Origin of the sequence: Paenibacillus xylanivorans (genome assembly GCF_001280595.1) — a bacterium.
GTDB lineage: Bacteria > Bacillota > Bacilli > Paenibacillales > Paenibacillaceae > Paenibacillus > Paenibacillus xylanivorans.
Genome location: NZ_LITU01000040.1, coordinates 15,632 through 40,430 on the forward strand (window position 1 = coordinate 15,632; position 24,799 = coordinate 40,430).

General features: G+C 46.8%; 19 protein-coding genes. 3 read left to right on the top strand and 16 right to left on the bottom strand.

Annotated elements, in window-relative coordinates:
• Nucleotides 1–34: 34 nt before the first annotated feature.
• Nucleotides 35–493 carry a VanZ family protein gene (locus tag AMS66_RS05740; RefSeq protein ID WP_053779881.1) on the bottom strand — a complete coding sequence of 153 codons (459 nt, stop codon included), beginning with the start codon at nucleotides 491–493 and terminating at the stop codon, nucleotides 35–37.
• 688 nt (nucleotides 494–1,181) lie between these two features.
• Here AMS66_RS05740 and AMS66_RS05745 point away from each other — a divergent pair.
• Nucleotides 1,182–1,979, top strand: a complete 798-nt coding sequence (locus AMS66_RS05745; RefSeq protein WP_053779882.1) for a CPBP family intramembrane glutamic endopeptidase — start codon at nucleotides 1,182–1,184, stop codon at nucleotides 1,977–1,979.
• A gap of 252 nt (nucleotides 1,980–2,231) precedes the next feature.
• On the opposite strand, the gene AMS66_RS05750 is transcribed toward AMS66_RS05745, so the two are convergent.
• The 14 genes from AMS66_RS05750 to AMS66_RS05815 all read right to left on the bottom strand — a co-directional run bounded on the left by AMS66_RS05750 (nucleotide 2,232) and on the right by AMS66_RS05815 (nucleotide 20,206).
• Entirely contained in the window at nucleotides 2,232–4,664 is a 2,433-nt protein-coding gene (locus AMS66_RS05750) for a glycogen/starch/alpha-glucan phosphorylase (protein ID WP_053779883.1), read from the bottom strand.
• Nucleotides 4,665–4,957: 293 nt separating this feature from the next.
• The gene (gene glgD / locus AMS66_RS05755; RefSeq protein ID WP_053779884.1) at nucleotides 4,958–6,061 is read right to left on the bottom strand and encodes a glucose-1-phosphate adenylyltransferase subunit GlgD; all 1,104 of its coding nucleotides are present in this window, start codon (nucleotides 6,059–6,061) and stop codon (nucleotides 4,958–4,960) included.
• 26 nt (nucleotides 6,062–6,087) lie between these two features.
• The gene (locus tag AMS66_RS05760) at nucleotides 6,088–7,257 is read right to left on the bottom strand and encodes a glucose-1-phosphate adenylyltransferase (protein ID WP_053779885.1); all 1,170 of its coding nucleotides are present in this window, start codon (nucleotides 7,255–7,257) and stop codon (nucleotides 6,088–6,090) included.
• Nucleotides 7,258–7,720: 463 nt separating this feature from the next.
• On the bottom strand, nucleotides 7,721–8,863 hold the full coding sequence (locus AMS66_RS05765; protein WP_053779886.1) for an amidohydrolase family protein: 1,143 nt from the start codon (nucleotides 8,861–8,863) through the stop codon (nucleotides 7,721–7,723).
• 2 nt (nucleotides 8,864–8,865) lie between these two features.
• Entirely contained in the window at nucleotides 8,866–9,924 is a 1,059-nt protein-coding gene (locus AMS66_RS05770) for a pyridoxal-phosphate-dependent aminotransferase family protein (RefSeq protein WP_053779887.1), read from the bottom strand.
• Entirely contained in the window at nucleotides 9,908–10,693 is a 786-nt protein-coding gene (locus AMS66_RS05775) for an ABC transporter ATP-binding protein (protein ID WP_053779888.1), read from the bottom strand. The genes AMS66_RS05770 and AMS66_RS05775 overlap by 17 nt, the downstream gene beginning before the upstream one ends.
• A 2-nt stretch (nucleotides 10,694–10,695) precedes the next feature.
• Nucleotides 10,696–11,448, bottom strand: a complete 753-nt coding sequence (locus AMS66_RS05780) for an ABC transporter ATP-binding protein (RefSeq protein ID WP_053779889.1) — start codon at nucleotides 11,446–11,448, stop codon at nucleotides 10,696–10,698.
• On the bottom strand, nucleotides 11,448–12,314 hold the full coding sequence (locus AMS66_RS05785) for an ABC transporter permease (RefSeq protein WP_144424419.1): 867 nt from the start codon (nucleotides 12,312–12,314) through the stop codon (nucleotides 11,448–11,450). The genes AMS66_RS05780 and AMS66_RS05785 overlap by 1 nt, the downstream gene beginning before the upstream one ends.
• Nucleotides 12,311–13,255: an ABC transporter permease gene (locus AMS66_RS05790; RefSeq protein ID WP_236703222.1), complete on the bottom strand. Its 945-nt coding sequence runs from the start codon at nucleotides 13,253–13,255 to the stop codon at nucleotides 12,311–12,313. Before AMS66_RS05790 ends, AMS66_RS05785 begins: the two co-directional genes overlap by 4 nt.
• Nucleotides 13,252–14,871 (bottom strand): ABC transporter substrate-binding protein, encoded by a 1,620-nt coding sequence (locus AMS66_RS05795; protein ID WP_053779890.1) that lies wholly within the window; start codon nucleotides 14,869–14,871, stop codon nucleotides 13,252–13,254. The genes AMS66_RS05790 and AMS66_RS05795 overlap by 4 nt, the downstream gene beginning before the upstream one ends.
• A gap of 233 nt (nucleotides 14,872–15,104) precedes the next feature.
• On the bottom strand, nucleotides 15,105–16,256 hold the full coding sequence (locus AMS66_RS05800; protein WP_053779891.1) for an iron-containing alcohol dehydrogenase: 1,152 nt from the start codon (nucleotides 16,254–16,256) through the stop codon (nucleotides 15,105–15,107).
• A gap of 302 nt (nucleotides 16,257–16,558) precedes the next feature.
• A complete protein-coding gene (locus AMS66_RS05805) occupies nucleotides 16,559–17,419 on the bottom strand; it encodes a GNAT family N-acetyltransferase (protein ID WP_053779892.1) in 861 nt (286 codons plus the stop codon).
• A 128-nt stretch (nucleotides 17,420–17,547) separates the two neighbouring features.
• Nucleotides 17,548–19,242 carry a M3 family oligoendopeptidase gene (locus AMS66_RS05810; RefSeq protein WP_053779893.1) on the bottom strand — a complete coding sequence of 565 codons (1,695 nt, stop codon included), beginning with the start codon at nucleotides 19,240–19,242 and terminating at the stop codon, nucleotides 17,548–17,550.
• 262 nt (nucleotides 19,243–19,504) lie between these two features.
• The gene (locus tag AMS66_RS05815; RefSeq protein WP_053779894.1) at nucleotides 19,505–20,206 is read right to left on the bottom strand and encodes a glycoside hydrolase family 12 protein; all 702 of its coding nucleotides are present in this window, start codon (nucleotides 20,204–20,206) and stop codon (nucleotides 19,505–19,507) included.
• A 623-nt stretch (nucleotides 20,207–20,829) separates the two neighbouring features.
• On the opposite strand from AMS66_RS05815, the gene AMS66_RS05820 reads away from it, so the two are divergent.
• A complete protein-coding gene (locus AMS66_RS05820) occupies nucleotides 20,830–21,570 on the top strand; it encodes a hypothetical protein (protein WP_144424420.1) in 741 nt (246 codons plus the stop codon).
• 142 nt (nucleotides 21,571–21,712) lie between these two features.
• A complete protein-coding gene (locus tag AMS66_RS05825; RefSeq protein WP_053779896.1) occupies nucleotides 21,713–21,925 on the top strand; it encodes a hypothetical protein in 213 nt (70 codons plus the stop codon).
• 98 nt (nucleotides 21,926–22,023) lie between these two features.
• Here the strand turns inward: AMS66_RS05825 and AMS66_RS05830 are convergent, their stop codons facing one another.
• Nucleotides 22,024–24,771, bottom strand: a complete 2,748-nt coding sequence (locus AMS66_RS05830; protein WP_053779897.1) for a PAS domain S-box protein — start codon at nucleotides 24,769–24,771, stop codon at nucleotides 22,024–22,026.
• Nucleotides 24,772–24,799: the final 28 nt, after the last annotated feature.

The following is a 24,799-nucleotide window of genomic DNA, read 5'->3' on the forward strand; positions in this document are numbered from 1 at the left end:
TAAAAAGACCCGATCCTTGACCGCTATTCGCAGTTCAATTTCGAGTCCTTCTCTGAGAGAAGATGAAAAAGGCAAACCCTATGTATCCAATCCAGGCACCCATTGTATTCAAAATAATGTCATCAACATCAAATGAGCCAACACGGGTAATCAATTGTATAACCTCAACAGCAAATAAAAGTAAGACGACAACTCCTGTAAAAGGTAAAATCTTTCGGTACCTGCGGAACAACCACGGGATCCATATCCCAAGCGGGATGAACAAGATAATGTTCCCAAACAGGTTCTTCACCCAGGCTTCCGTATGGTATCTGTTCTTTTCAAAAAGAAGAGACTTGATTGTCTCTAATGGTACCAGATTATATTGATAATTCACGCCAGGCGTTCTCCCGCTGACAAAGAGCAAGTTACCCATAATCAGCACGTATAATGTTGCCATACAGGCAACGATTGCCAGCATCCATATGGAGTGGAGCCACGAATCTTCGTTCATTTCCTGAAATCCTCCGACCTTTTTTCCGCGGAGCGGTAAGGTCTATTTTAACGGGATATAGATCTTCATGTCCAGCTACCATAAATCATTTTGCGGATACCTTGTCCCGACCCTTCCACCGTGAACTCGGCGTATAAACCGCCAGGAATTTCAATGGAAAGATAGCCAGGTTTCAGTACTTTTTCTTATATCCCTAGTCACCGTAAAACATAGTTACCTAAACAGAACCTAAACTACAGCAGCATAAATTAAGCTGGTTTTCATCCATTTGGTTAGCTTCTATTTAACTTGGGCTACTAGAATTGTAAATGAGGGAGCAATCCAAATATGTTCCTCATCATCGTAGCTTCTGTTGGATTTCTGGATCATTCTCTGTTAATAAAGTGTTAATTTCTTTTCGCGTTGCCAGCTTAATGAGACTGTTGTTGCGCCTAGTGGTTGGATAAAATTAGTACAGAGAAAATAAAATTTGCGAAAAGGAGGACGCATGATCCTAACCATAAAAGTGCTCGTTGAAGGTGGGGGGGAATGAAAAGCTGAACGTACACAACCTTTGTATTAAACTCCGCAATTTTGTCGGCACTGTTTCCAAAGAATTTGCGGGACTATATCTTGACTAAATCGAAGTTAAAATCATAAGAAAACAAGAGCAATGAAAAAACATTATTTTATAGTGGGAGTGTTTATAATGTCAATCAATAGGGACAAGCTGCAAGAATCTTTGGATCCTGCCCTTCGGGTTCGTCCACGCGTAGGATGGGGTGTTCTCACATATTTCCTCTACAGCGCAGTCTTCTACGCGATCTTCTTGCTCAACGGCATCGACTACACGCGAGTGGGTGAGAGTGAGCGAACCCTTCTTCTCTGGTACATAGCACCCCTCTCTGGCGGTGCCGTGCTGACCATCACAATGGTCACGATCTACGGATGGTGGCGTCCTAGCCTGGTTGAAAGGCGGCGCCTTTCTCGGTGGACAATGACTCTCCCGATCATCATGATGGCCATCGCGATCGTGAACATGCTGACCGGCGATTTCACCCGTGTCACGCCCCTCATGTGGCTGTATCTCATTTCCGGCAGCATCATGGTCGGCTTCAATGAGGAGATGATCAACCGAGGTCAGTTAATAGTTGCTCTACGCAGCCGATTCGGCGAAACCGGGGTCTGGCTGCTCTCAACAGCGATGTTCGCAGTCTTCCACCTGCCAAACATGTTCTGGGGCATCGGAGCGGGTGCCCTGTTCCAGGTAATGATCGCTTTCGGCCTCGGTTCGATCTTCTACCTCGCCCGGCGGTCTACCGGATCGCTCGTGGCCTCCATATTCCTGCACGGGTTCTGGGACTTGAGCGTCTTCTCAGCGAATGGCGCATCGGCGTTACCCATCGCTGGTTTACTAGCTCCGTTGCTGGTGATCGCTGCAGTGATCACGGTTCCGATCATCCTACGTCGTGAAAAGCGACGCGATAGCGCCCAAAGCGTGTCATGATCAATCGGCTGATTCATCCCCTTTTTTGGGTTAGAAGTTTGGAACGTTTTCTTAATTTAGTATGGCTGAGACCAAAATCATTTTCTTGATATTGCGTGCAAGCTTGTAGGACAGGTTATGAACATAAGCCCTACGAGTCTCAACATACAAAAATCCCCTTGTGCTACAAGGAGCGATCTCTGATGAAGGTATATGAACCCAACAGAGATCAACCTAGTGTACAAGGGGTTTTCTTTGTTAAACAATAATTCTTTAACCTTTCCAGTATCCGGACACCGGATGAATACCCCAGATATCCGTCGCATATTCACTGATGGTGCGATCACTGGAGAAGATGCCGGATTGAGCCGTATTCAGAACCGCCTTGCGTGTCCAGCCCGATACATCGCGGTATGCGGAATCAATGGCAGCATGCGCATCGGCATAGGCAGCAAAGTCACGTAATACAAAGTACTCGTCGCCATGCGCCAGCAAGGAATCATAGATATCCCAGAATTCACCATCACGTTCACAAAACACTCCCGGGTGTACCAGTTGCTCCACAACCTCACGAATTCGCTCATCCTGCTGTACAATCTCATTCGGCAGATAACTGCCGGAGCGGTAATATTCAAGTACCTCGTCTGCACTCAAGCCAAAGATGAACATATTGTCTTGACCAACCTGCTCTGCCATCTCGACATTCGCGCCGTCCATGGTACCAATGGTTAACGCTCCATTCATCATAAATTTCATGTTCCCGGTACCGGAGGCTTCCTTGCCTGCGGTTGAAATCTGTTCGCTGACATCCGCGGCTGGAATGATTTTCTCCGCAAGAGATACAGAATAGTTTTCCAGGAAAAACACCTGTAGGCGATCTTTGACGGCCGCATCGCGATTGATCGTATCTGCCACCGTGTTAATCAACTTGATAATTTTTTTGGCAAAATAATAACTCGGCGCTGCCTTTGCTCCAAAAATGAATGTACGTGGCACGATATCAAACGAAGCATCGCTCTTGAGACGGTTATACAAATGCATGACATGCAGAATGTTCAGCAATTGCCGTTTGTAGCCATGCAGCCTTTTCACCTGTACATCAAAGATGGAATCCGGATTGACAGCTTTTCCGGTATGATCCAGGATGTACGCAGCCAGTCGCTCCTTATTATCACGTTTAATGGAATGGAACTGCTGCTGGAATGAAGCATCGTTTGCAACATCTACCAACTCATTCAGCCTTCCCGGCTCCGTAATCCACTCACTTCCAATCGTATCTGTGATCAGATTCGACAGCTTCGGATTGGCATGCATTAGCCAACGGCGATGGGTAATGCCATTGGTTTTGTTATTGAAACGCTCAGGATAGAGTGCATAGAACGGAGCCATCTCCCGTTCCTTCAATATTTCGGTATGCAATGCCGCGACACCGTTGACGCTATGACTGCCCACAATCGCCAGATGAGCCATCCGCACCTGATCATTGGCAACAATCGCCATATGTTGAATACGATCCTGGTCTCCAGGATAAAGTTCGAGCAGCATGCCACAAAAGCGTTTGTTGATCTCTTCAATAATCATGTAAATGCGTGGCAACAACTTGCTGATCATGGCTACAGGCCACTTTTCAAGCGCCTCACTTAGCGTTGTATGGTTGGTATACGATACAGTGCGAGTCGTGATATCCCACGCTTCATCCCATCCATAGCCTTTGACATCGATCAGAATCCGCATCAGTTCGGGAATCACGAGGGTTGGATGGGTATCGTTGATATGGAACGCCACTTTATCTGGCAAGCGATCATACGAAAGCTCAAGCTTATTAAATGTACGCAAAGCACTCTGGACACCTGCTGAACACATGAAGTATTGCTGTTTCAAACGCAGCAGTTTGCCCTCATATTGGGAATCATCCGGGTACAAAAATTCTGAAATTGATTCTACCGAACGGCTGTAATCCAAATACCCGTAATAGTTCGAAGGGGTATCTAGCGAAGTCTCCCGCTTGGGCTCCGCACTCCACAATCGCAAGGTATTCACGTGAGGCTGACCATAACCAATTACAGGCACATCATAAGGTACAGCTACAACCGCTTCTGCATCCTTGGTAACAAATTGGTAATGTCCATCCTGTTCATGGGCCTCCACTCGGCCCCAGAATTGCACTTCTACCTTTTTATCCGGACGGCGCACTTCCCATTCATTGCCCTTATCGAGCCAATTATCGGGTAATTCCACCTGATTGCCGTTAATAATTTTTTGCTCAAACAAGCCATATTTATATCGGATTCCGCATCCATGTCCCGCATAACCGAGGGATGCCAGTGAATCCAGAAAACAGGCTGCGAGTCTTCCCAGACCTCCGTTGCCGAGCCCTGCGTCCGCCTCCTGTTCTTCCACTTCTTCCAATGAGAAGCCCAGTTCAGCCAAACTGTCACGAACGATTTCCAATTCATTCACATTTAACAGGTTGTTGCCGAGCAGACGTCCAATCAGGAATTCCAGCGAGAAGTAATAGACCTGTTTATCCTGGCGCTGCTTAAACCCCTGATTCGACGCCGCCCAATCCTGACCCGCATATTCGCGAATCATGCTTCCAAGTACGTGATAGACGTCTCCCTGCGTTGCTTCCTCAAGCGGTTTGCCCAATTTGCTGACCAGATTCCGCTGAAAAATACTCTTAAACGTTTCCTTGTTGTCAAACAAAAGAAGGTTCCTCCCGGTGAAATCCTGTAGGATAGTGGCGGTTCATACTTGTTTCTTACACATGTGCTACACCTTTCAAAGCTGCACTTCCGGCTAAGAGCCCATTGAAATTTGGAGACAAAGGCGAACGCTGCGCTTCTTCAGAATCGATCTCGTCACCTCCACTGCGTTAGCACGTATAACCGTAGCTTTAGCTGTGGCACCCATGCTTCGAAGCAGCATGAACCTTAAATCCATCCTACAGGATTTTTATTTTATATATATTTATAGATGATATCGGTTACGTGTCGGTATTAGATAATAGTACTCTTCGCCAGAATATACGGGTTCGACGGGTCGCCGATCAGCGTCTGGCCGCCGCTTAGCTTCACATCTTTGTCGAGAATAACGTTCTCCAGAACAGCGCCTTCTCCGATGTAGCACTTTTGCATAATAATGGAGCCTTTAATTTTGGCACCTTTCGCCACATGTACCCCACGGAACAGGATGCTGTCTTCTACCTCCCCGCCCACAATACAGCCGTTCGCGAGCAAGGAATGTTTCACCTCGGCTGTGTCCAAATATTTGGCTGGGGCCTCATACTTGATCTTGGTTTGAACAGGTTGTTCCTTGAACAGTTGTTCATACAATCCGCTGTTTAACAGCTCCAGACTGTTCCGGTAATAGCTGTCGATCGAATTGATCACGGCGTGATAGCCATCATAGGCATACGCAGCAATGTTCAAGCCATCCGGGTTTCTCTGGATCACGTCACGGAAGAAATGGCTTTCGCCATGAGCGATGCAGCGCTGCACCTGGCGCAGGAACAGTTCTTTTTCCATAATGAAAATTTCTGTATATATATTCGGGTGATCGGCGCTTTGGTGAATGTCCACCACATTACCGTTCCCGTCATCTTCAACTTTGACACAGGCGTCATGCTCCGGCAGAAGCTGATCCACTTTTTTGCAAACCAATGTCACATCCGCGCCCTTGCTAATATGATACCTATACACATCCTGCAGATCTGCTTTGGTCACGTGCCGACTACCTGCATGGACTACATATTGCCCTGAACCCCGGCGGAAGAAATCGAGATTATTGTGAAAATGCTGCAAATCCCCTTGTGACGTATCGGTCGGATCGTTCCAGTCCGGGGGCAAAATAAACATGCCGCCATGCTTGCGATCCAGATCCCACGGCTTGCCGTCTCCCAGATGATCCATGAGTGAACGGTACTTGCGACGGACAAATACACCGATACTCTCAATGCCAGCATTCATCATATTGGATAATACAAAATCAATCAGACGGTAACGCCCGGCATATGGCACCGCGGCTCCGCAGCGAAAGTATGTCAATTCCTTCAATTCCTCAAGCTCATGGTCAAGGTTAATAACTCCGATCAATGGTTTCATCGCATGCACCGTCCTTTGGGGTTAGATTAGGCTTTGCTTGTCATTCCCTCGAGAAGCTGACGTTCCAGTTCTTCCTGATCGACCAGTAATATATCACTTTCATCCTCAGGGCCAGATGACAGATGTACTCCATCCGGAATCACCAATCCTTCGGCAATAATGGCTTTGTGAATGCGCACATTTTGTCCGATCTTCACTTTTGGCATAATGACTGAATCGGTAACTGAACTGTTCTCCCCCACCTCGATCCCGTAAAACAACACCGAGTGATTAACCTCACCATGCACAACACTGCCTTCACTGATGATGCAACTCCGAACCTTCGCAGATGGTGAAATATACTGTGCAGGCTGATTGGGGTTGCGGGTATAGATACGCCAGTCTGGATCGTTCAGATTAAACGGGGTGTCCTCATCCAACAGGTCCATATTGGATTCCCACAGACTGCGGATCGTACCGACGTCCTTCCAATACCCTTCAAACGGATAAGCGTATAGTGATTTTTCATTTTCAAGCAACAAGGGAATGATGTCTTTGCCAAAATCATAGGAGGTGGATGCCTGCTGTGCATCCTGAATTAGGAAGCGTTTCAGCACATCCCACTTGAAGAGATAGATACCCATGGAAGCAAGCGTGCTCTTGGGTTCAGGAGGTTTTTCTTCGAATTCATAGATGCGATAATCATCGTGGGTGTTGAGCAACCCGAATCGGCTGGCTTCTTCCAACGGGACGTCAATGACCGATATGGTGCAATCTGCATCCTTTTCCTTATGGTATTGAAGCATTTTCTCGTAATCCATTTTATAGATATGATCCCCTGACAAGATGAGCACATGCTCAGGATCGAATTGTTCGATAAAATTCAGGTTCCGGTAGATTGCATCCGCCGTACCGCGGTACCAGTTACTGCCGTCTTCACGTTCATGAGGAGGAAGCACATATACCCCGCCATTTTTGCGGTCCAGATCCCAGTCACTGCCGATGCCAATATAGGAATGCAGCACCAGAGGTTCGTATTGGGTTAACACACCGACCGTGTCGATGCCAGAATTGGAGCAATTACTTAGAGGAAAATCAATGATGCGATAAGTGCCGCCAAAATAAACAGCAGGTTTGGCCAGTGACTTGGTCAATCCCTTTAATCTTTTGCCTTGCCCTCCAGCGAGCAGCATCGCTACAACTTCTTTTTTTGCCATCATTACAGCCTCCTCCATGTGCATTCGTTCTAATTCATTTCAGAGCCCATAATCCCGATATGCTGTTGTGTGGACACTTTTGTCATGATTAGGAGCATGCTGTACAGACTGTGTTTCATCCAAATTGCAGCCGAACGTCGTTCTTTGTAATGTCTGAAAGTAGATGATACAGGCAGAATTGCCTGGACTTGTTGTGTAGAGGTGATAGGTGGATGTAAAAGTTAAGGTGTACCCCGTGAAAAATGCAATACACTACTCCTATATAACATTAAACACGAAACGGGTTGAGGAATCTTGCTGGAAAACTTCGACAAAAGTATAAGTGGATATCACTCCCTCCTTTATGCCGCTGTTATTAAATATTGTATTCGCTAATAGGGAATCAAAATCCTTTTGGAAAACTTTTGGAGATTGAATTATCGCTCTCTGCATTCACAAGTAAAGAAAAAACGCAGAAACCAATTCATGGTTTCTGCGCCCCAATAATTACGGATACGATGCTCTCCCGCAGCTGATCTGCATTTTTCGTTTGATACGGATCGTCATTGAAAATAATGGCGTCCGCAATATAACCTTCTGCAATCTGTCCCAATTCGTTGGCACTTCCCAGAATCTCAGCAGCATTGGTCGTCGCAGATTGCCACGCCTCTGCCCGGGTCAAGCCATAATCGATCAGCGTATCCAACTCTTGCAGATTATAGCCATGCAGTGAAGGTGTGGCGTAATCGGTACCGAAACCGAAAAGGACTCCTGCTCTTTTGGCATATCCGATGGCTATAGAATGAGCTTCAGCAGCGCGCGCAGCACGATCACTGATCACAGTAGGCAACGCCAGCACGCCTTTCGGATCTGCGGCAATACGATATATCGATGTGGTGGGCACAAAGGCCGTTCGGGACTGCGCAAGTCTGCCAGCCTGATCCTCCGATAAGAACATTCCATGTTCCACGGATTCCACTCCGGCCTGGATAGACCAGTCTATCGTCACACCACCCCAGGTATGGACTAACACCTTTTTATGGTGATCATGGGCATGGCGAACGATGAACGCGAATTCTTCCTCCGAAAATACAGGATCGAGCACTTGTTCAGTAGGGGCTCCCAGCCCACCTGTCGCCATGATTTTAATCCAGCCCGCGCCTGTATCAAAAATTCCGTTCAACCGTTGTTCTAGATGCTTCACACCACGGGCATCTGCCGCTCCCAGCATTTCACTGCTGGTTTCAACTCTTAAGGGATGTTGATAGTGCTGAGCGAGATGCCGAGCGGTGCTTGGCAGCATTCCACCTGCATCGCGAGCCGTAGTTACTCCCGTCCGAAGGGTAGCTGCAAAAGCTTGCGCCTGCATCACTTCAACCTCGTGGCTGTCACGTTTCAATTGATCCGCATGGTCAAAGTCTGTCCAGGCCAGATGCGTATGAAGATCAATAACTCCTGGACTTATCCATAAATCTGTACCCGGAGGCGATGGGTTATCATTCTGTGTCACGGATTCTGTAACAGATGCAAACCGTCCATTCTGAATGGAGATATCGAACCGTTTGCCTTCAATACCTGCTATAGAAATATGTTTAAAGCTTTGCTCCTCCGATTTCACCTGGGTCATATTCATTCCCCCCAAACGAGGCGAACAGCCTCGACTGCTTGCTCATGGTCCTGATTCAATAATGCCGCAATGGTCGCAACAGCTTCCTCCACACCTGCCAAGGACGCATTACCCCCAAAATGATTAATTCGCAGAAGCTGACCAAAAAGTTCTCCATCCCCCGGAGCAACGATGCCGATCGGCTGATCGATATGCAACTTCTCCTCCCCTGCAATCCGAACCGTCGTCGTGAGTGTCGAATATGTTCTGTTGTCTTTTTGCCAAGGCTCCAGACCCAGAACCTGAATTCCCGCTATAGCAGATAACGCAGCCTGTTCATGACGCTTGATCACCTGCTCCAATCCTTCGGACTCAATAGCTGTCAAAGCCAAAATCAGTGCTCTGGCTTCCAGCGTTGGAATGTTGGGAGGAACGCGGACGGGTGCAGTCCCTTCGCCGGATGGCTTCAGATCAAGCAAAGACAGGATGGAGTTGCGCGGTGCATGCGCATTGGATTCGAGAAATTCCCATCCACGCGGCGAAATGCTTACTGCGCTGATGCCGTTAGGCCCGGCCAGAGCTTTTTGTGCACCCACAGCTACAAAATCAACGCCCCATTCATCTACCAGCAGAGGCTCTCCCCCAATTGCTGAGACAGAGTCGCTCACCGTAATCAGGTTATGGGCACGCGCAATCTTTATGATTTCTTCTGCGGGATTCGACCCGCCTGTAACCACCTCTGCTTGAACAAAGGATAGTGCGGACGGTTGATACTTTTCAATCGCGGCAGCTACCTTCTCCACAGGTACAACTTCATCAAAAGGAACTTTGACTTCAATAACCGTTGCCCCTCCGCGTTCAAGCCACTGACCAAACAAACTGCCATAAGGCCCTGTTACGACATTGACAATCGTACGACTCGGTGCAGATATTCCTGCTGCAACGGCCTCTATGCCCAAAATAGCCTCCCCCGGGATGATCACCGGAGGATACTTCGTTGATAGAAGTCTGGAAAGCAATTGTGTAAGCGTATCGTATTCCGACAGGGTAAGCGGTATGTTCCCTTTATATTGTTGGCTCATATAAACCTCCTAAAGAACTTGATTTCGGCATCTTTGGAACTGCGGATAGCAGCTCTTGGCTGTATGCCGTTTCTGGTCGTCTGAAGAATTGATCTTTCGGGCTAATCTCCACAAGTTGTCCCTGCCGCATGACTGCTACCGTATCGCTAATGGCATGGATAACTCCCAGATCATGGGAAATGAACAGTAGCGTAAGATTAAGTTCCCCCTTAAGTGAACTGAACAGATCGAGCACACTCCGCTGTACAGAAACATCCAGTGCACTTGTCGGCTCATCCGCAATCAGCAGACTCGGCTCTACGCTTAATGCGCGTGCAATGGCGATACGTTGGCGCTGACCGCCGGAAAATTCATGCGGGTACTTGTCCAGTGCCCTGCTTTCCAACTGAACACGGGCCAGGAGCTCTCGCGATCTTTTCTCCACCTGTGAACGGTCTACAATTCGATGAAACAACAACGCTTCAGCAAGAATTTGGCGAATGGAATGTTTGGGATTCAGTGAAGCATCCGGATTTTGGAAGATCATCTGAATGCTTTTATACTGCTCCCGGCTTCTCTTCTTCTTTAATTGTTGATCCCCTAGCAAAATCTGCCCCTCATCCGGCGTGATTAATCCAGCAATGACTCGCGCAAGGGTAGATTTGCCCGAACCAGACTCACCGACAAGCCCAAGCGTGGTGTGCTTCTGAAGATTTAGATTGATACTGTCCAGCGCAGTAAAGTCGCCATATTGAACCTTTAGACTCTGTACTTGCAAAGCCAGTTCCATCGTTACTCGCTCCCTTCAAGCTTCGGTAAAGGAAGCACCGAATTAATGAGCATCTGAGTGTAAGGATCTTGCGGGTTTTGCAAAAGGCCAAGCGAATCTCCGTGTTCCACAATCCGCCCCTGCTTCATCACGCACAGCTTTGAGCACAGCGTCGCTGCAATAGCCAGATTATGTGTTACGAAGACCATAGCGAACCCCAGTTCACGCTGCAAACGTTGGATCGTCTCCATAATTTGACGCTGCACAGTAACGTCCAGCGCTGTTGTTGGCTCATCACATAGCAGAATGCCTGGCTTGCACGCCAGAGCCAGTGCAATGACCACCCGCTGACACTGCCCCCCTGACAACTGGCTAGGGTATCGGTCCTCACGCTTCAACGAGTCGGGAAGCCCCAACAGTTCAAGCAATTCCAGAGCTGCTACTCTGGAGGCCTTCCTGCTTAACTTTTGCCTGTAATAGACAACTTCCGCCAGCTGTTTAACAACAGGACAGAGTGGATCGAGTGCACCTCTCGGGTCTTGAAATACCATTGCGCTGTTCACTTCGCTCCAAATGCTTCCGCCCGTCTGCTCCACACCACTTGGCAACAGTCCCAGAATCGAACGCAGTGTAAGTGATTTTCCGGAACCGGATTCACCTACTAATCCCAGGCTCTCCCCTCTGCCGAGTGAGAAATGTACATCTTGAACTAATTTTTGATTGGACTTGGTTGACAGAGTCAGTGCCTTGACTTCAAGAATTGGATCTGTAGACATTATTTTTTCCTCCATACATCGGCCAATCCATCACCCACAAGAGACAAAGCAATTCCCGTATAAACTACTGCGAATCCCGGAACTGCCGAGAGCCACCAGGCTGTCGTGATAAAGGATTGTCCATCCGAGATCATCGTTCCCCAATCCGGGGTCGGTGGTGCGATGCCGATGCCCAGGTATCCAAGCGTAACAATCGCCACCAGCAGCCCCACCATATCCGTCATTAGGACAACGATCGCCTGAGGCAATACATTGGGCAGGAGATGACGAAGAATAATCCGTATTCCCGGCAAGCCCAACGCCTGTGCGGATGCGATCCATTCCTGCTTGCGGTACGATGCACTCAGCCCCCTGACCACACGGGCAAATACAATCCAGCCAACGAGCATAAACGTAATATAAATCCCCCGCTCACCTGCTCCGCTGGCAAAAGCCACAATAATGACGATTAGATAAAAAGGGAAAGCGATAAGTGTATCGGTAACCAGCGATATGACCTTATCCATCCATTTTCCGTAATACCCTGCGAGCATCCCTAGAAATACGCCCATGCAAAAGGGTACAATTTCCGCCAGCACCATAATACTCAAATCGGTTCGCGCGGCATAAATCAGTCTAGTAAACAAATCACGCCCCAGTTGATCCGTGCCCAACCAATGTTCAGCAGACGGAGGCTGCAAAAAAGAACTCAAATTTTGCTCCAAAGGGTCATAAGGACTAATCCACGGTATAATCACAGCCAAGATGATAAGCACGGCAAACATCACACTTCCCACAAGCAGGGAAGGAGTTTTCAATATACGATTCATGAGACTTGTGTTTTGGCTGTCTTCATATAACTGAGGTTCTGTTCGTATCGTTTTCATGGTTTTCCTTTCGTTCTGGGATCAAGCCACCTGGAAAGAAGCTCTATCAGGAGACTGATGATCACGACAGATACAGCACAGTAAAGGGCTATGCCTTGAATGACCGGGAAATCCCGTTTGGAAATGGAACTAAACAAAAGGCTACCAATTCCCTTGATACCAAATACCTGTTCAACGACCAATGTACCACCAATGAGATAAGAAATATTAACGCCAAGAAGGATCAGCGTTGGAAGCGCCGCATTGCGCAGGACATGTTTGAATAGAATGACCCGGCTCGGTAATCTCGCAGCCTTCAATGTAACTACAAAATCAGATTCCAGTACTTCAAGCATCTGGGCTCTCAATGAACGAACCAATGTCGGAATCTGTGAAAAAGCTACGGTAATGGCGGGAAGTGTCAAACTGTATAAGGTGCCCCACCACCCTTCGCCGACTCCACCAACGGGAAACCAGTGAAGATGAACACTCAGCAGCAGAATCAAAAGGATGCCAACCCAGAAGATTGGCATACCCAGCGTTACCGTAGGAAAAATACGTATCAAATGATCCAGCAACTTATCCTTGTGTGTAGCGGCCAATGTAGCAAGCACGAGTGCAATGACAATTGCCAATGCACACGCCATGCCAATGAGCAGCAAGGTAACGGGTGCCCGATCAGCAATCAACTCTCTGGTCGAGGTTCCGTTAATAATGGAATTGCCGGTATCCCCCTGAGTGAACAGTGTCTTCACAAACCGTATGAATTGTTCCCCCAGCGGCAGATCCAGCCCGAGAGCATGGTGCATGCTCTCAACGGCCTCGGGGGTGCTGTACTCGCCAAGAATCATTTTGGCAGGATCACCTGGTACCATTCTGATGAGAAAAAAGACTGCTGTCATCACACAAAGGATCACTGCCAACGCTCTTCCCACAGTACTGATCAACCAGATCTTCTTCATTTCTGAATACGAACGTCTTCAAAACGCACACTGCCGTTAGGCAAAACAACAATGCCATCTACTGAAGAACGAACGCCAATCAGAATATCCGGATAATAAAGCGGAATGTAAGGCACTTCATCGGCAAGCGTTTGAAGCAGTTTGGAGTATATTTCGGCACGACCATCACCGTCCGGTGTTTGTTGGCCTTTATACAGAAGCTTAGTTACTTCATCATTGGTGTAATGCGTCCAGTAAGATTTGCTGAAACCATCTGGGTCGGTCTGGAAAGCAATAATCGAGTTCGCTTCTGGAGAATCGGCTTGCCCACTGTTCAGCATCGCTGCGAAATCATAAGCAAAGAATCGTTCACGGAAGGTGGCTAATTCAATCGATTCAATCTCGATGTTAATGCCAATTTGTTTACCCGCTGCCTGAATGATTTGCGCTTCTTGGGCTCTAGTGCTGTTGCCTGAAGCTACAAGCAGTTTTGTAGTGAATCCATCAAGGAAGGCCGATTTAGCCAGTTCCGCTTTCGCTGCATTTACATCAAAATTTAATGCCTTGAGTGTATCATTCGAATTGTAAGGAATCGTTGTAGGCAGCAATGAATTAGCCGTCTGTGCATAACCAAAGGTAAGCGCCTTAGTCAGACCGTCACGATCAAGTGCTAGAGCCAAGGCCCGACGAACATGCACATCAGAAAAATGCTTATCCAACGTATTAAAGAACAATTGCTCTGTCACCCAGCTGCCGTTGGTTACAACAGTTGTATCTGCGCCATTTTTAATTTCATCGGCATTTTGCAGAGCCAGCGACTCAATGGCATCCACTTCTCCTGCTTTCAACTGGTTGATTGCTTGGCTGTCATCTTCTATCAGCTTGTAAACAAGCTTATCAACCGATTGCTTTCCTTCTTGCCAGTAGTGAGTGTTCTTAGTAAAGGTTACATCGCCTGCAGGGTCCCACTGCTCAACCACAAACGGTCCAGTACCAATCGGTTTCTTGAAAAATTCTTCCTCGGTAACTCCGCCAAAATTGTTCGGAACAATACCGTTCGAGAAGTTGGACAGCTCCGAGATAAACGGCGTATACGGCTCTTTAAGCGTAATAACCAATGTATGGCTATCCGTTGCTTTGACAGTGTCTACCTTGGCCGATATCGCCAATGGGCCGCCAACCTTCAAGTGCCGCTCCAGTGAGAATACGGCATCCTCTGCCGTAACATCTGTGCCGTTGGAGAACTTCAAGCCATCACGCAACACAAACGTATACGTCAAACCGTCATCACTGATGTTATGCGACTTGGCAAGCCAGTCCACAATCTCGCCTTTGTTGTCAAAAGCAACCAAAGGTTCAAATACTTTATCAATGGCAAAAGCATTGTTCGATGTAATCTGATTATGCAAATCAAACGAGGTTACGGAAGCCGGCCGACCATATACAAAAGTCCCTCCCGTTGCAGTCTCGTCCGTCTTTGAATTTTCATCCGTACCTTGACTCGTACCTGGCTGGGCTGTTGCATTGGGAGCGGGATCATTGTTCGATCCGGAGCAACCGCTAACGATTACCAATAATAGAACGGCTAACGCTCCTACCCATAATGACTTTCTGGCTGATAATTTAAACTGTGACATGTCTGACTCTCCCCTTCCTATTTATCTTATGTGTTTAGTATGGATTGATTATGGATTAAAGCACCCCCTCTGTCAAACAAAAAATAATGACTCCCGCGGGATAAAAACTAATTTATCCAGTGAAGGAAATGTATCCGTATTTATAAGACTCAGAAGTTCGCACAACACAAAAAAGCCAGAATATTTTCTGGCATATATTCCGGCTCTCTTTATACTTAACCCTATATGATACTCTATATGATTTTGCGGAACAGCTCCATCACTTCATCCTTGGAGGGTTGATACGGATTGCTTGGTGCACAGGCATCTTTCATGGCATTATCCGCCAGCAATCCTACATCAGGGTCCTTCACGCCCAGTTCAGACAGCTTTTCGGGAATCCCAACTTCCTTGGAAAGTTGACGAATGGCCTCGATCACGTACTCCGAGCACTCCTCGTCCCGTTTGCCTTTTACATCCATACCAATCGCTTTGGCAATATGCCGGAACTTACTGGGTACATGCTTGGCATTCATCTCTTCTACATACGGGAGCAACATCGCGTTACATACCCCATGCGGCAGATTATACACTCCACCAAGTTGGTGAGCCATGGCATGAACATAGCCTAAGCCCGCATTGTTAAAAGCAATCCCGCCAAGAAAACATGCATACGTCATGTGCTCTCTTGCTTCCAGATCACTGCCGTCCCTGACGGCTCTTGGTAAATATTCAAAGATCAGCTCCACGGCAGCAGCCGCTGTAGCACTTGTCACCGTGAACCCACCAGGCGTCACCATGGCTTCCACCGCATGGGTCAATGCATCCATACCCGTGGCCGCAGTAAGACTAGCAGGCTTGCTCAGCATCAGCTCCGGGTCATTCACTGACAGGTCGACGAGACTGTTTCGATCCACCATCACCATTTTCACCTTGCGTTCCTCATCTGTAATCACGTAGTTCATGGTCACCTCACTCGACGTGCCCGCCGTTGTGTTAATCGCAACAAGCGGCACGGACTTGTGTTTCGATTGATGCAAACCTTCATAATCACGGATATGTCCACCGTTGGTCGCTACAATGCCAATGGCTTTGGCAGTATCCTGCGGTGAACCTCCGCCTATCGATATAATGGCGTCACAGCCATGATCCTGAAATACCTGAATTCCGTCATGTACATTCTGACAGGTTGGATTGGGCTGAACCTCATCATATACCACATAGTCTAACCCTGATTTTCTTAGTATAGACAGCACTTGTTCAGCAACGCCGGAAGAGATCAGTCGACGATCACTTACGACAAGCGCTTTGCGAATACCCATATTTTCAATCATCTTGCCTGCTTCGTGTAAACACCCTCTGCCCATCAAGTTCACGGGCGGAACATAATAAGCGTGTGTTGCCATCTGAACCAGCCTCCTGTTACCCCTGATTTACTGTCTTTATTGTAACTGAATCCGTTTTCAGATATAGTGAAATAAATCACAATCAAGTTGATAAATGTTTCATCTGGACGAATTTCATCCAATGATTGTGACTGCTCTTCAACAACTGGCTCATCAGTGCCTGAATTGAGTAGAGAAGTTGAATCCAATTAAAAAACAGGAGCTATCCCTGGTCACTTTCATAACTTGGGACAGCCCCTGTAAATCTTCAGCGTGTGGAGAATTTTTAACGAACCCGGCACACTTTATTTGATTTTACAATATCATTCACAATCCAGAAGCTCCTGAATCGGCATGTAATAGACGGGATAGGCTGTACCTTGTTCAAAACCAAGCTTACCCGCTATCGCGATGGAATCATGACGAAAATCCTCTGTCGTCCAATGTGGAACACAATTCCGTTCCAGAACGAATTGCACATAAGCGCTTGCCATGGCCGTAGCCAGACCCTTGCCGCGGTGTATCGGATCATAGGTATTAATACCTGTTTCGTGGTGGATGCCACTAACAAACACCGAGATACACGTACCCACAACCTGCCCCTCATATACAGTGCAAGTGCCTGCTCCATATTGAATGAAGTCCTCCAACGAATGCCAGAATTTCAAGATTTCATGCTCAATGATACCGATCTTGTCATCTACCATCACAGCTCGATCGATAACTTGAAGCTCATATCCAGGAGGCATGAACAAGGAGCTGGAACTGCGTTCCAGCCACTGTCCATACTTCGCAAGATTGAATTGAAAAGGAATCCGCAACCCTTCTCGCAAACGTCCATTGAACATGTGATGCAGGACTGAGGACCAGTCTGAGCCTGGCTCGGGGTATACTTCAAGATTCAGCATGTCTTCGCCAGCACTCAACGCTTCAGGCAAAAGCTCCTGAACAAGTACCTGCCTGACAAGCCTGTTGAACTGTTCATTATCCGATCTCCCGATCAGATAAAACATTTCATTTTTTGCCCAGATCAGTGCGCTTTTTGGAGCATGAAGATGATCTGCATAGACATGCCCGCATTGAAGTCCTGCAAGCACGCCTCCCATAACCACATGCCCGTTTGTACCCGAGATGAAGGGCGCCAATTGATTCCTTTGGGACGGTTGATTCAGTAAAACCAACATGTTATAACCTCGCATTCTTTGTATAGGGTAGGTAAATGAATACATTCAAATCCGCCCTGCCTCAGAATGCGATAACGTCAGGTTTATTCCTCGTTCCCTTTCACCTCTTCGACCTTTATTTTTTGGGCTTACAGCGCCTTATCGTCTACTGCGTCCAACCAGGCTTCGATATCGCCGATGACGGAGGACACGCAGCCGTCTTCAAACGGAGAATTCAAACCTGCCAGTTCGACCAATCCTGTGAAGGACAGGCTTCCTCCGGCTTTACACAATGTCAGATAGTCAGCCCATGCGGACTTCATATCCTGGTTGCTGCGTTTCCAGAACTGGAACGCACAGATTTGCGCGAGTGTGTAGTCAATGTAATAGAACGGCGACGAGAAGATATGACCCTGCTTATGCCAGAATCCGCCTTGTTCCAGATAGGCGTTATCCTTGTAATTGATATGCGGCAGATAAGTCTTCTCAATATTGCGCCATGCCTGCTTGCGCTCGGTCGGTGTTGCATCCGGATTTGCATAGACAAAATGCTGGAATTCATCGACAGCTACACCGTAAGGAATGAAGAGCAGTCCGGAAGATAGGTGATCAAACTTGTATTTGTCCGTATCTTCCTTGAAGAACAATTCCATCCACGGCCAAGTAAAGAATTCCATGCTCATGGAGTGGATCTCTGCGGATTCATACGTCGGCCAGTTGTATTCAGGAACTTCGAAGTGACGGCTCTCATATACCTGGAACGCGTGACCTGCTTCGTGCGTCAATACGTCGATATCGCCCGATGTACCGTTAAAGTTGGAGAAAATAAACGGTACTTTATAATCGTTCAGGAAGGTGCAATAGCCCCCGCCCTGCTTGCCTTTTTTGCTCACCAAATCCATCAATTCATTGTCAGTCATCATCTGGAAAAACGTATCCGTTTCCGGTGACAATTCAGCGTACATTTTCTTACCATTGTCAATGATCCAGTCGGCATCCCCTTTAGGTGTAGGGTTACCTGTCTTAAAGCTGAAGCCCTGATCGTAATAATAAAGGTTATCCACATCAATCCGGCTGCGCTGACGCTCTCTAAGCTTCGTCGCTACAGGTACGATATAATCACGGACTTGCGCTCTGAAATTGGACACCATCTCCGCGTTATAATCCGTACGGTTCATACGGTCGTAGCCGAGTTCCACATACGTTGGATATCCCAGCTTCTTCGCGATCTGCGTACGCACTTTCACCAGTTCATCGTAAATGCGATCGAATTCAACCTCATGTTCAGCCATAAACGTATATCTAGCTTCCGATGCGCGTTCCCGCATGGAGCGATCCGTGGATAACTCAAAAGGATGCAGCTGCGGTAATGTGCGTTCTTCCCCTTCAAACGGAATTTTGGCCGAAGCAATCAGTTGGTTGTATTCCGTAGAAAGTTTGTTCTCTTTCTGAAGGTCCTCGATAATTTCCGGGCTGAATGTTTTCAAGGACAGATCCGCCAGTTGGAACAGCTGCGAACCCCATTTTTGTTCCAATTCAGCACGAAATTTGGAGTTTACCAATGCCCGATAATAATCGGTGATGTATTCTTGAATGATCGGGGAGCTTTCATCCAAAAATTCGTTTTCTGCTTTATAGAACGTATCATTGGTATCAATGGAATGACGGATGTAGACCAATTGTGCCTGAGTCTCAAAATCACTGCGCAACGCGTTAATTTTGTCCATATATCCACTCTGCTCTTCAACCGTAGTCGCGGCTTCAAAACCACTCAGAAGCTCACGGAATGACGTTTTGATTTGTTCCAGATCGGGACGTGTATACGTATACTCACTAAATTTCATTTATGTACACCCTTTCCTATTAGGAATATTTCGGGATTCCCCGAGTTGAACTAAACCCTATTATACAAAAGAGCAGCCTAAAAATCCCATCTTTACGAAAAATATTTGTCCATCGGTCAAATGGAGCTACATCACTCGTTACATATGTTACGCATGAATGTTAGGTAGAATACACAAGTAAAAGATGCTGCATCAGCTGGAAATGGTTTTCCCTTTGAGCAGCATCTCATTAAATCAGGAATAAACGTGATAAACGGAGCCGTTACTGAACGTTCACATACCAATTGGAGTAATTGATCTGGCCGCTGCCTTTCGTAATTTCGGTTCCATATTCAACGCTGCTGACATATTTGCTGTTGGTAAAATAACTTTTGGAGATCAGGTAATCGGTGAAGTTTTTGACGTTGATGCTAAAGTTGTTGGGGGATTTTGACTTTTTCAGGAACGAGTATACCCACCATTGATGCACTCCGTTGTCGGTAATCTCTCCGCGATACAGATCATAGGTTTGTCCACCAATGGATACATCCGAAAATACTTTGGAACCAATCGGTCCTACACCGGAAGTCCATTCGTTCCAGATCATAATTTCCTCGGTCGGTGTACTTGACCAGGTCGCGTTGCCGATGTCATGCAGCCAGATATCATACGCATTATTATATTCCCCATTGGTGTTGGACGCCTTAGAATAACTTACTCCGGTATTGATACTTTTGTTTGCAGACAGACGTGATGGCAGCCCACTGCCTGGCGTGTAGCCCTCTGTCCAGTGCCAGCCACTGACACTCGAACTCCCCCAGCTATTGTTGAATATATAATACTTGTTGCTGCTGAAATTAAGTTTGGCATACGCTGTGGAATCCGATGCTGCGCTAGCTGTAATTGGAACGGCCGCAATCAGTAATGACATCACCAGCAGCATCCATGCTTTCTTGCCTGATCTTTTTTTCATTTTCCAACCCATAATGTTAGCCTCCCGTAAATTAAATTTTGTAAACGCTTACAGTTGTAATAGTAAAACATTCCCATGTGCAAACATACCACTTAAATCCGACATTATTTCATGTTATTTTTAGTTATTTTGGGATTATATGCAAATAAGCTCACCTCGCAATACTTTACGAAGTCAGCTTATCAGCTTGTCTATTCTTATTCCTAGTGTTGATCGTTGTCCATAATCTTATAGAACCAGCCCATTCCGACCATTCCCACAACCATAATAATGCCCATAATAATGATATACGTCATGAATGTAACCCCCCTGCTCCGTATTTCTTCACACTACTACCAGTTTACACGGTGAAACCCCTTTTGAATTGACTCAACATTGACAAAAATACGAAATCTTCATTTTCACTCAATATATTGTGTCCTTTTTCATTGTAATTCCAACCGGTATGACATTAATCCCTCTGATTTAAATAATATTCGATTATTCAACATTCCTCTTTTTCTATAGATATATCATATCATAGCGTACGATTTACCTTGCTCTTGTAGTGAACAAAGTTTCATCCGCCATCCTTACGGTGTATACTATACTTCTATGAAATGGAATTGGATTATACGCAGAAAGGTTTGAACTGAATGTCGACTCGCATACCCTATTATCGTCAGCTATTACTCGCTTTTTTACTTACTCTTATGCTTTTTATATTATCCGCTTGCGCCGATGGTGAAGCTCATGTCACGGTGAATATGGACGGTTCATCAGATCTGGACCTAAATCTCAGCGTAACCGACTCAGCCCTGGGAATGATGGGACAAGACAATCTCATGACACTGCTCGCAGATACGTTGAAACGGAATAATTTCCAGGCTGAAGTCTCGGACCAGGGAGATCGGACAGAACTCAAAGCGACGACCCATTATGAGAAAAGTAATACCGTCTCTACCTTCAGCACGTCGGATCTGCCTGATGGAATTCAGGTGGAGCAATCTACTACACCTGGCTTCTTCACTTCCAAATTGCATATTGCTGCGGAAGCAGACCTGTTGCAGACCATACCCGATGGAGAGGTCAAAGACCAAATTAACAAGGTCCCGGGATTTCTCAAAAACTTGCTGCTAAAAGATGTCAACTTTGATTTCAAGCTGACGCTGCCGATCAAGGCACAGGATTCCAATGCAGATCTGGTCGAAGATCATGGAAAAACCCTAATTTGGCACGTCTCCCCACTGAATACGAATAAGCTGGATATGACCGTACAGGTCCCGAATATTCGGAATATCATTATTACGGGGGGCATTGCCTTGGTACTAATCATTGCATTACTTATCTGGTTTATGGTCCGTCACAGACGAACCAGACAGAGGCGGAATGTATAACGAAACACAGCTCAAGAAGCTTGGATGAGATAACTACTATTTCATTTCCGACTTGCCAAACGGTGTTATGGATAGTAGAATACATCCGTACTGTGTGAACGGTTAAATTAACTATGGAAAAGCTAAAGAGGTGACAGGTTTCATGAATATCCGGGAATGCCCATTGCCTGGTATCGGAGTAAAGTACCAGTTTGATACAAAAAGCGGTAATAAGTTGGTCATTATTGTCCACGAAGACGGACGCCGTGAATTATTCTCGGTGGACCCCAATGATAACGAAGAACTTACCCTAATTGCAGAATTGGAAGATGACGAGTGCGTAACCCTTTCGGGGTTAATTGGAGGATGGTCCTGACATCTGTCAGGGTTATACCGACGGTATGCAAAATAACCTGCTCCCTCAATTAGGGGCAGGTTATTTTCTTATCCCACTATTCACCTTACAAACGCCCCTCAGCGCTCGTGCTGTGCTCGAATGAACGGAACCCATGTGTTTAACACACGACTAACTTCCGTAGAGCTGAACGGTTTACTGATAAAATCCTGCATGCCGCATCTCAGACAGGCTTCACGGTCTTTCGCCCCTGCAAATGCGGTGATGGCAGCAATGACCGGAATTTCAGGGTGGGTTTGCCTAATTCTGCAGGTCGCTTCAATCCCGTCCATAACAGGCATTTGGATGTCCATAAAGAGAAGGTCGTATGTTTCCCTTTCCATTGCTTTCACCGCTTCTGCACCGTTCTCCACGATATCACATACACCGCCAAGCTTCCGAAGCATTTCTTCCAGCAAATGACTGTTCAATGACTGATCCTCAGCTATAAGTATTTTGATGCCCGTTGCCAGACTTGTTCGATCCATCTCCAGGTCATTATCAGACATCTTTTCAATCCGATCCGTGGACTCATCTTGCCATCGTTCAAGTAACAAAGTAAAGTGGAAATCCGCTCCCTCACCTGTCTCACTCTGTACACCAATGGCGCCGCCCATCAGTTCCACCAGTTTCTTGCTGATGGCCAGCCCCAGACCTGTGCCTCCATATTTGCGATTGATAGCTGGATCGAGCTGTGAGAAGGACTGGAACAGTTGATGCTGCTTGTTGAACGGAATGCCAATCCCCGTATCTTTGACCGAAACTGACAAGATAAGGTGACTCTCATCGTAAAATTCCGCTGGCTTAACGTTCACGTGAACCTGAATGCTTCCCGTCTCCGTGAATTTGACGGCATTGCCTACCAGATTAATCAGAATCTGACGAATCCGTGTTTCATCGCCTCTTACACGTTCAGGAATCTGCTCTGACATTTCGCAGTAGAGTTCAACATTTTTTTCGGAAGCTCTAAGCGCAAATAGTTCCATAACCCCGCCAAGAACGGCTTTGATATCAACTGGCTGGCGTTCGAGATCCATTTTGCCTGCTTCAATCTTGCTGAAATCCAAAATCTCATTCAGAATATGCAGCAGTGATTCACCACTATCGATGATGATATCGGCGAAGCCGTTCTGCTCCCCATCCAGCTCTGTTTCTTTTAACAGATGGGCCATGCCCATAATTCCATTCAGTGGTGTACGAAGCTCATGACTCATAATCGCCAGGAACTCGGACTTGGCCCGGTCCGCATGCTCTGCCACTTCCTTGGCACGAATGATGTCCTTCACCGATGTCATATCGCGGAAAACCAGTACAGCCCCACGATTGTCTCCCTGATCCATAATCGGTTTCAGTTGGAACTCCGCCAGAAAGCTGGAGCCGTCCTGCTTCCAAAATACTGACTCTGATCGCGGCAGGCTTCGCCCTTCACGTACAGCCTTGAGAATCGGAGTGCCATTCGATGGATAAGGGATACCCTCACTTTGCATTTGTAACATAATCTCTTCAAGCGGTTTGCCATTCATTTCAGATGGACAGAAATCCATCATCTCTGTTGCAATCGGATTGGCAAATATCAGGTTCCCATTCGGATCCAGGCCAATGACTCCCTCAGACATGGCATTGAGAATCAATGCCCTTTCGTAACTGAGATTTTCAATCTCCTCTACATACCTTTTGGACTCCGTAATATCACTGGTTATTCCATAGACGCCAACAACGCGATTCTCGAGCAAAATCGGAACATTAATCACACTCGTTTCAATACGCTGTCCGTCTTTGTGAATCAGCCCCACTTCATAGCTTTGTGCGGTTCCTTTCACAGTCTCTTCAAAGTGATACCTCGTCTTATCCAGGTCCACCGGGTCAATCAGATGATCAAAAGATGAGCTAAGCAGTTCCTCCTTAGTATGGCCTGTCAATTGCTCCTGACCTGCATTGGCCTTCAGCAAGTTTCCGTGCAAATCCAATGAAGCAACTCCGAGTGGGTTACTGTCGAACAATGATTGGTATTCCTGAAGACTTAATTGCTGCTGCTTGCTTGCTGTAATATCACGGGTCACCGCGATCATTTCCTGCAGATTTCCCTGTTTGTCATATAGATAATGAGTGATGGTATCTGCCCATACAACAGAACCATCTTTATGCAGGAGCCGATAGCTCATTCGATCAGGAGCAAGGCCCTGAATTTGACCAGCCACGTAAGCTTCGACCAGAGGCACATCGTTGGGGTGAATGCAGAACAGGCCAGATTGACCAACGACTTCTTCTGGATCATATCCCAACATGCTTTGGCTGGCTGGAGATACGTACTTGAACGTCCGCTCCGGATCGGCATGGTGTATGGCAATCAGGTCAAGCGAGGATTCGGTCAACAATCTTGAGATTCGACTGCTCTCTTCCAACTGCTTGCGCTGTACAATCAGTCGACTCTCCGCGTCCTTCTGCTTTGAAATATCCGCTGCCTGTACAAGCAAATAAAGCGGCTCGCCGCTCGCTTCATCCCTGACGATGCAGGCTCGTAATGTCGCCCACAGAAGAGAATCATCCTTACGCTTAAGCCGTAACTCGGTTTCATACATCAGGCTTAATCCATTAGTCATATCCCAGAACTTGGATCTAAACTCCTCCATTTCTAGGTCTTCCTCATAAATCATATGTACAATCGGGGAGTTAATCAATTCATCTTCACTGCATCCCAGCATCTCGCAAAATGCCGGATTAAGCTGTAGCCAACGTCCGTTCACATGCGAGGCAACAGCAATGCCGATCGGTGCATGTGTATATAACTGTTCGAACAGAGAGCGATTCTCTACAATTGGATTCGACACCACATATCCTCCTTTATTGGGAATCTGA

Bases quoted from the DNA above. Each gene is read 5' to 3' on its own strand.
- AMS66_RS05775 (WP_053779888.1), bottom strand. From the start codon at position 10,693: ATGGAACTGGCTTTGCAAGTACAGAGTCTAAAGGTTCAATATGGCGAC.
- AMS66_RS05795 (WP_053779890.1), bottom strand. From the start codon at position 14,871: ATGTCACAGTTTAAATTATCAGCCAGAAAGTCATTATGGGTAGGAGCG.
- AMS66_RS05765 (WP_053779886.1), bottom strand. From the start codon at position 8,863: ATGACCCAGGTGAAATCGGAGGAGCAAAGCTTTAAACATATTTCTATA.
- AMS66_RS05810 (WP_053779893.1), bottom strand. From the start codon at position 19,242: ATGAAATTTAGTGAGTATACGTATACACGTCCCGATCTGGAACAAATC.
- AMS66_RS05780 (WP_053779889.1), bottom strand. From the start codon at position 11,448: ATGTCTACAGATCCAATTCTTGAAGTCAAGGCACTGACTCTGTCAACC.
- AMS66_RS05740 (WP_053779881.1), bottom strand. From the start codon at position 493: ATGAACGAAGATTCGTGGCTCCACTCCATATGGATGCTGGCAATCGTT.
- AMS66_RS05800 (WP_053779891.1), bottom strand. From the start codon at position 16,256: ATGGCAACACACGCTTATTATGTTCCGCCCGTGAACTTGATGGGCAGA.
- AMS66_RS05820 (WP_144424420.1), top strand. From the start codon at position 20,830: ATGTCGACTCGCATACCCTATTATCGTCAGCTATTACTCGCTTTTTTA.
- glgD (WP_053779884.1), bottom strand. From the start codon at position 6,061: ATGAAACCATTGATCGGAGTTATTAACCTTGACCATGAGCTTGAGGAA.
- AMS66_RS05790 (WP_236703222.1), bottom strand. From the start codon at position 13,255: ATGAAGAAGATCTGGTTGATCAGTACTGTGGGAAGAGCGTTGGCAGTG.
- AMS66_RS05805 (WP_053779892.1), bottom strand. From the start codon at position 17,419: ATGTTGGTTTTACTGAATCAACCGTCCCAAAGGAATCAATTGGCGCCC.
- AMS66_RS05825 (WP_053779896.1), top strand. From the start codon at position 21,713: ATGAATATCCGGGAATGCCCATTGCCTGGTATCGGAGTAAAGTACCAG.
- AMS66_RS05760 (WP_053779885.1), bottom strand. From the start codon at position 7,257: ATGGCAAAAAAAGAAGTTGTAGCGATGCTGCTCGCTGGAGGGCAAGGC.
- AMS66_RS05785 (WP_144424419.1), bottom strand. From the start codon at position 12,314: ATGAAAACGATACGAACAGAACCTCAGTTATATGAAGACAGCCAAAAC.
- AMS66_RS05815 (WP_053779894.1), bottom strand. From the start codon at position 20,206: ATGGGTTGGAAAATGAAAAAAAGATCAGGCAAGAAAGCATGGATGCTG.
- AMS66_RS05745 (WP_053779882.1), top strand. From the start codon at position 1,182: ATGTCAATCAATAGGGACAAGCTGCAAGAATCTTTGGATCCTGCCCTT.
- AMS66_RS05770 (WP_053779887.1), bottom strand. From the start codon at position 9,924: ATGAGCCAACAATATAAAGGGAACATACCGCTTACCCTGTCGGAATAC.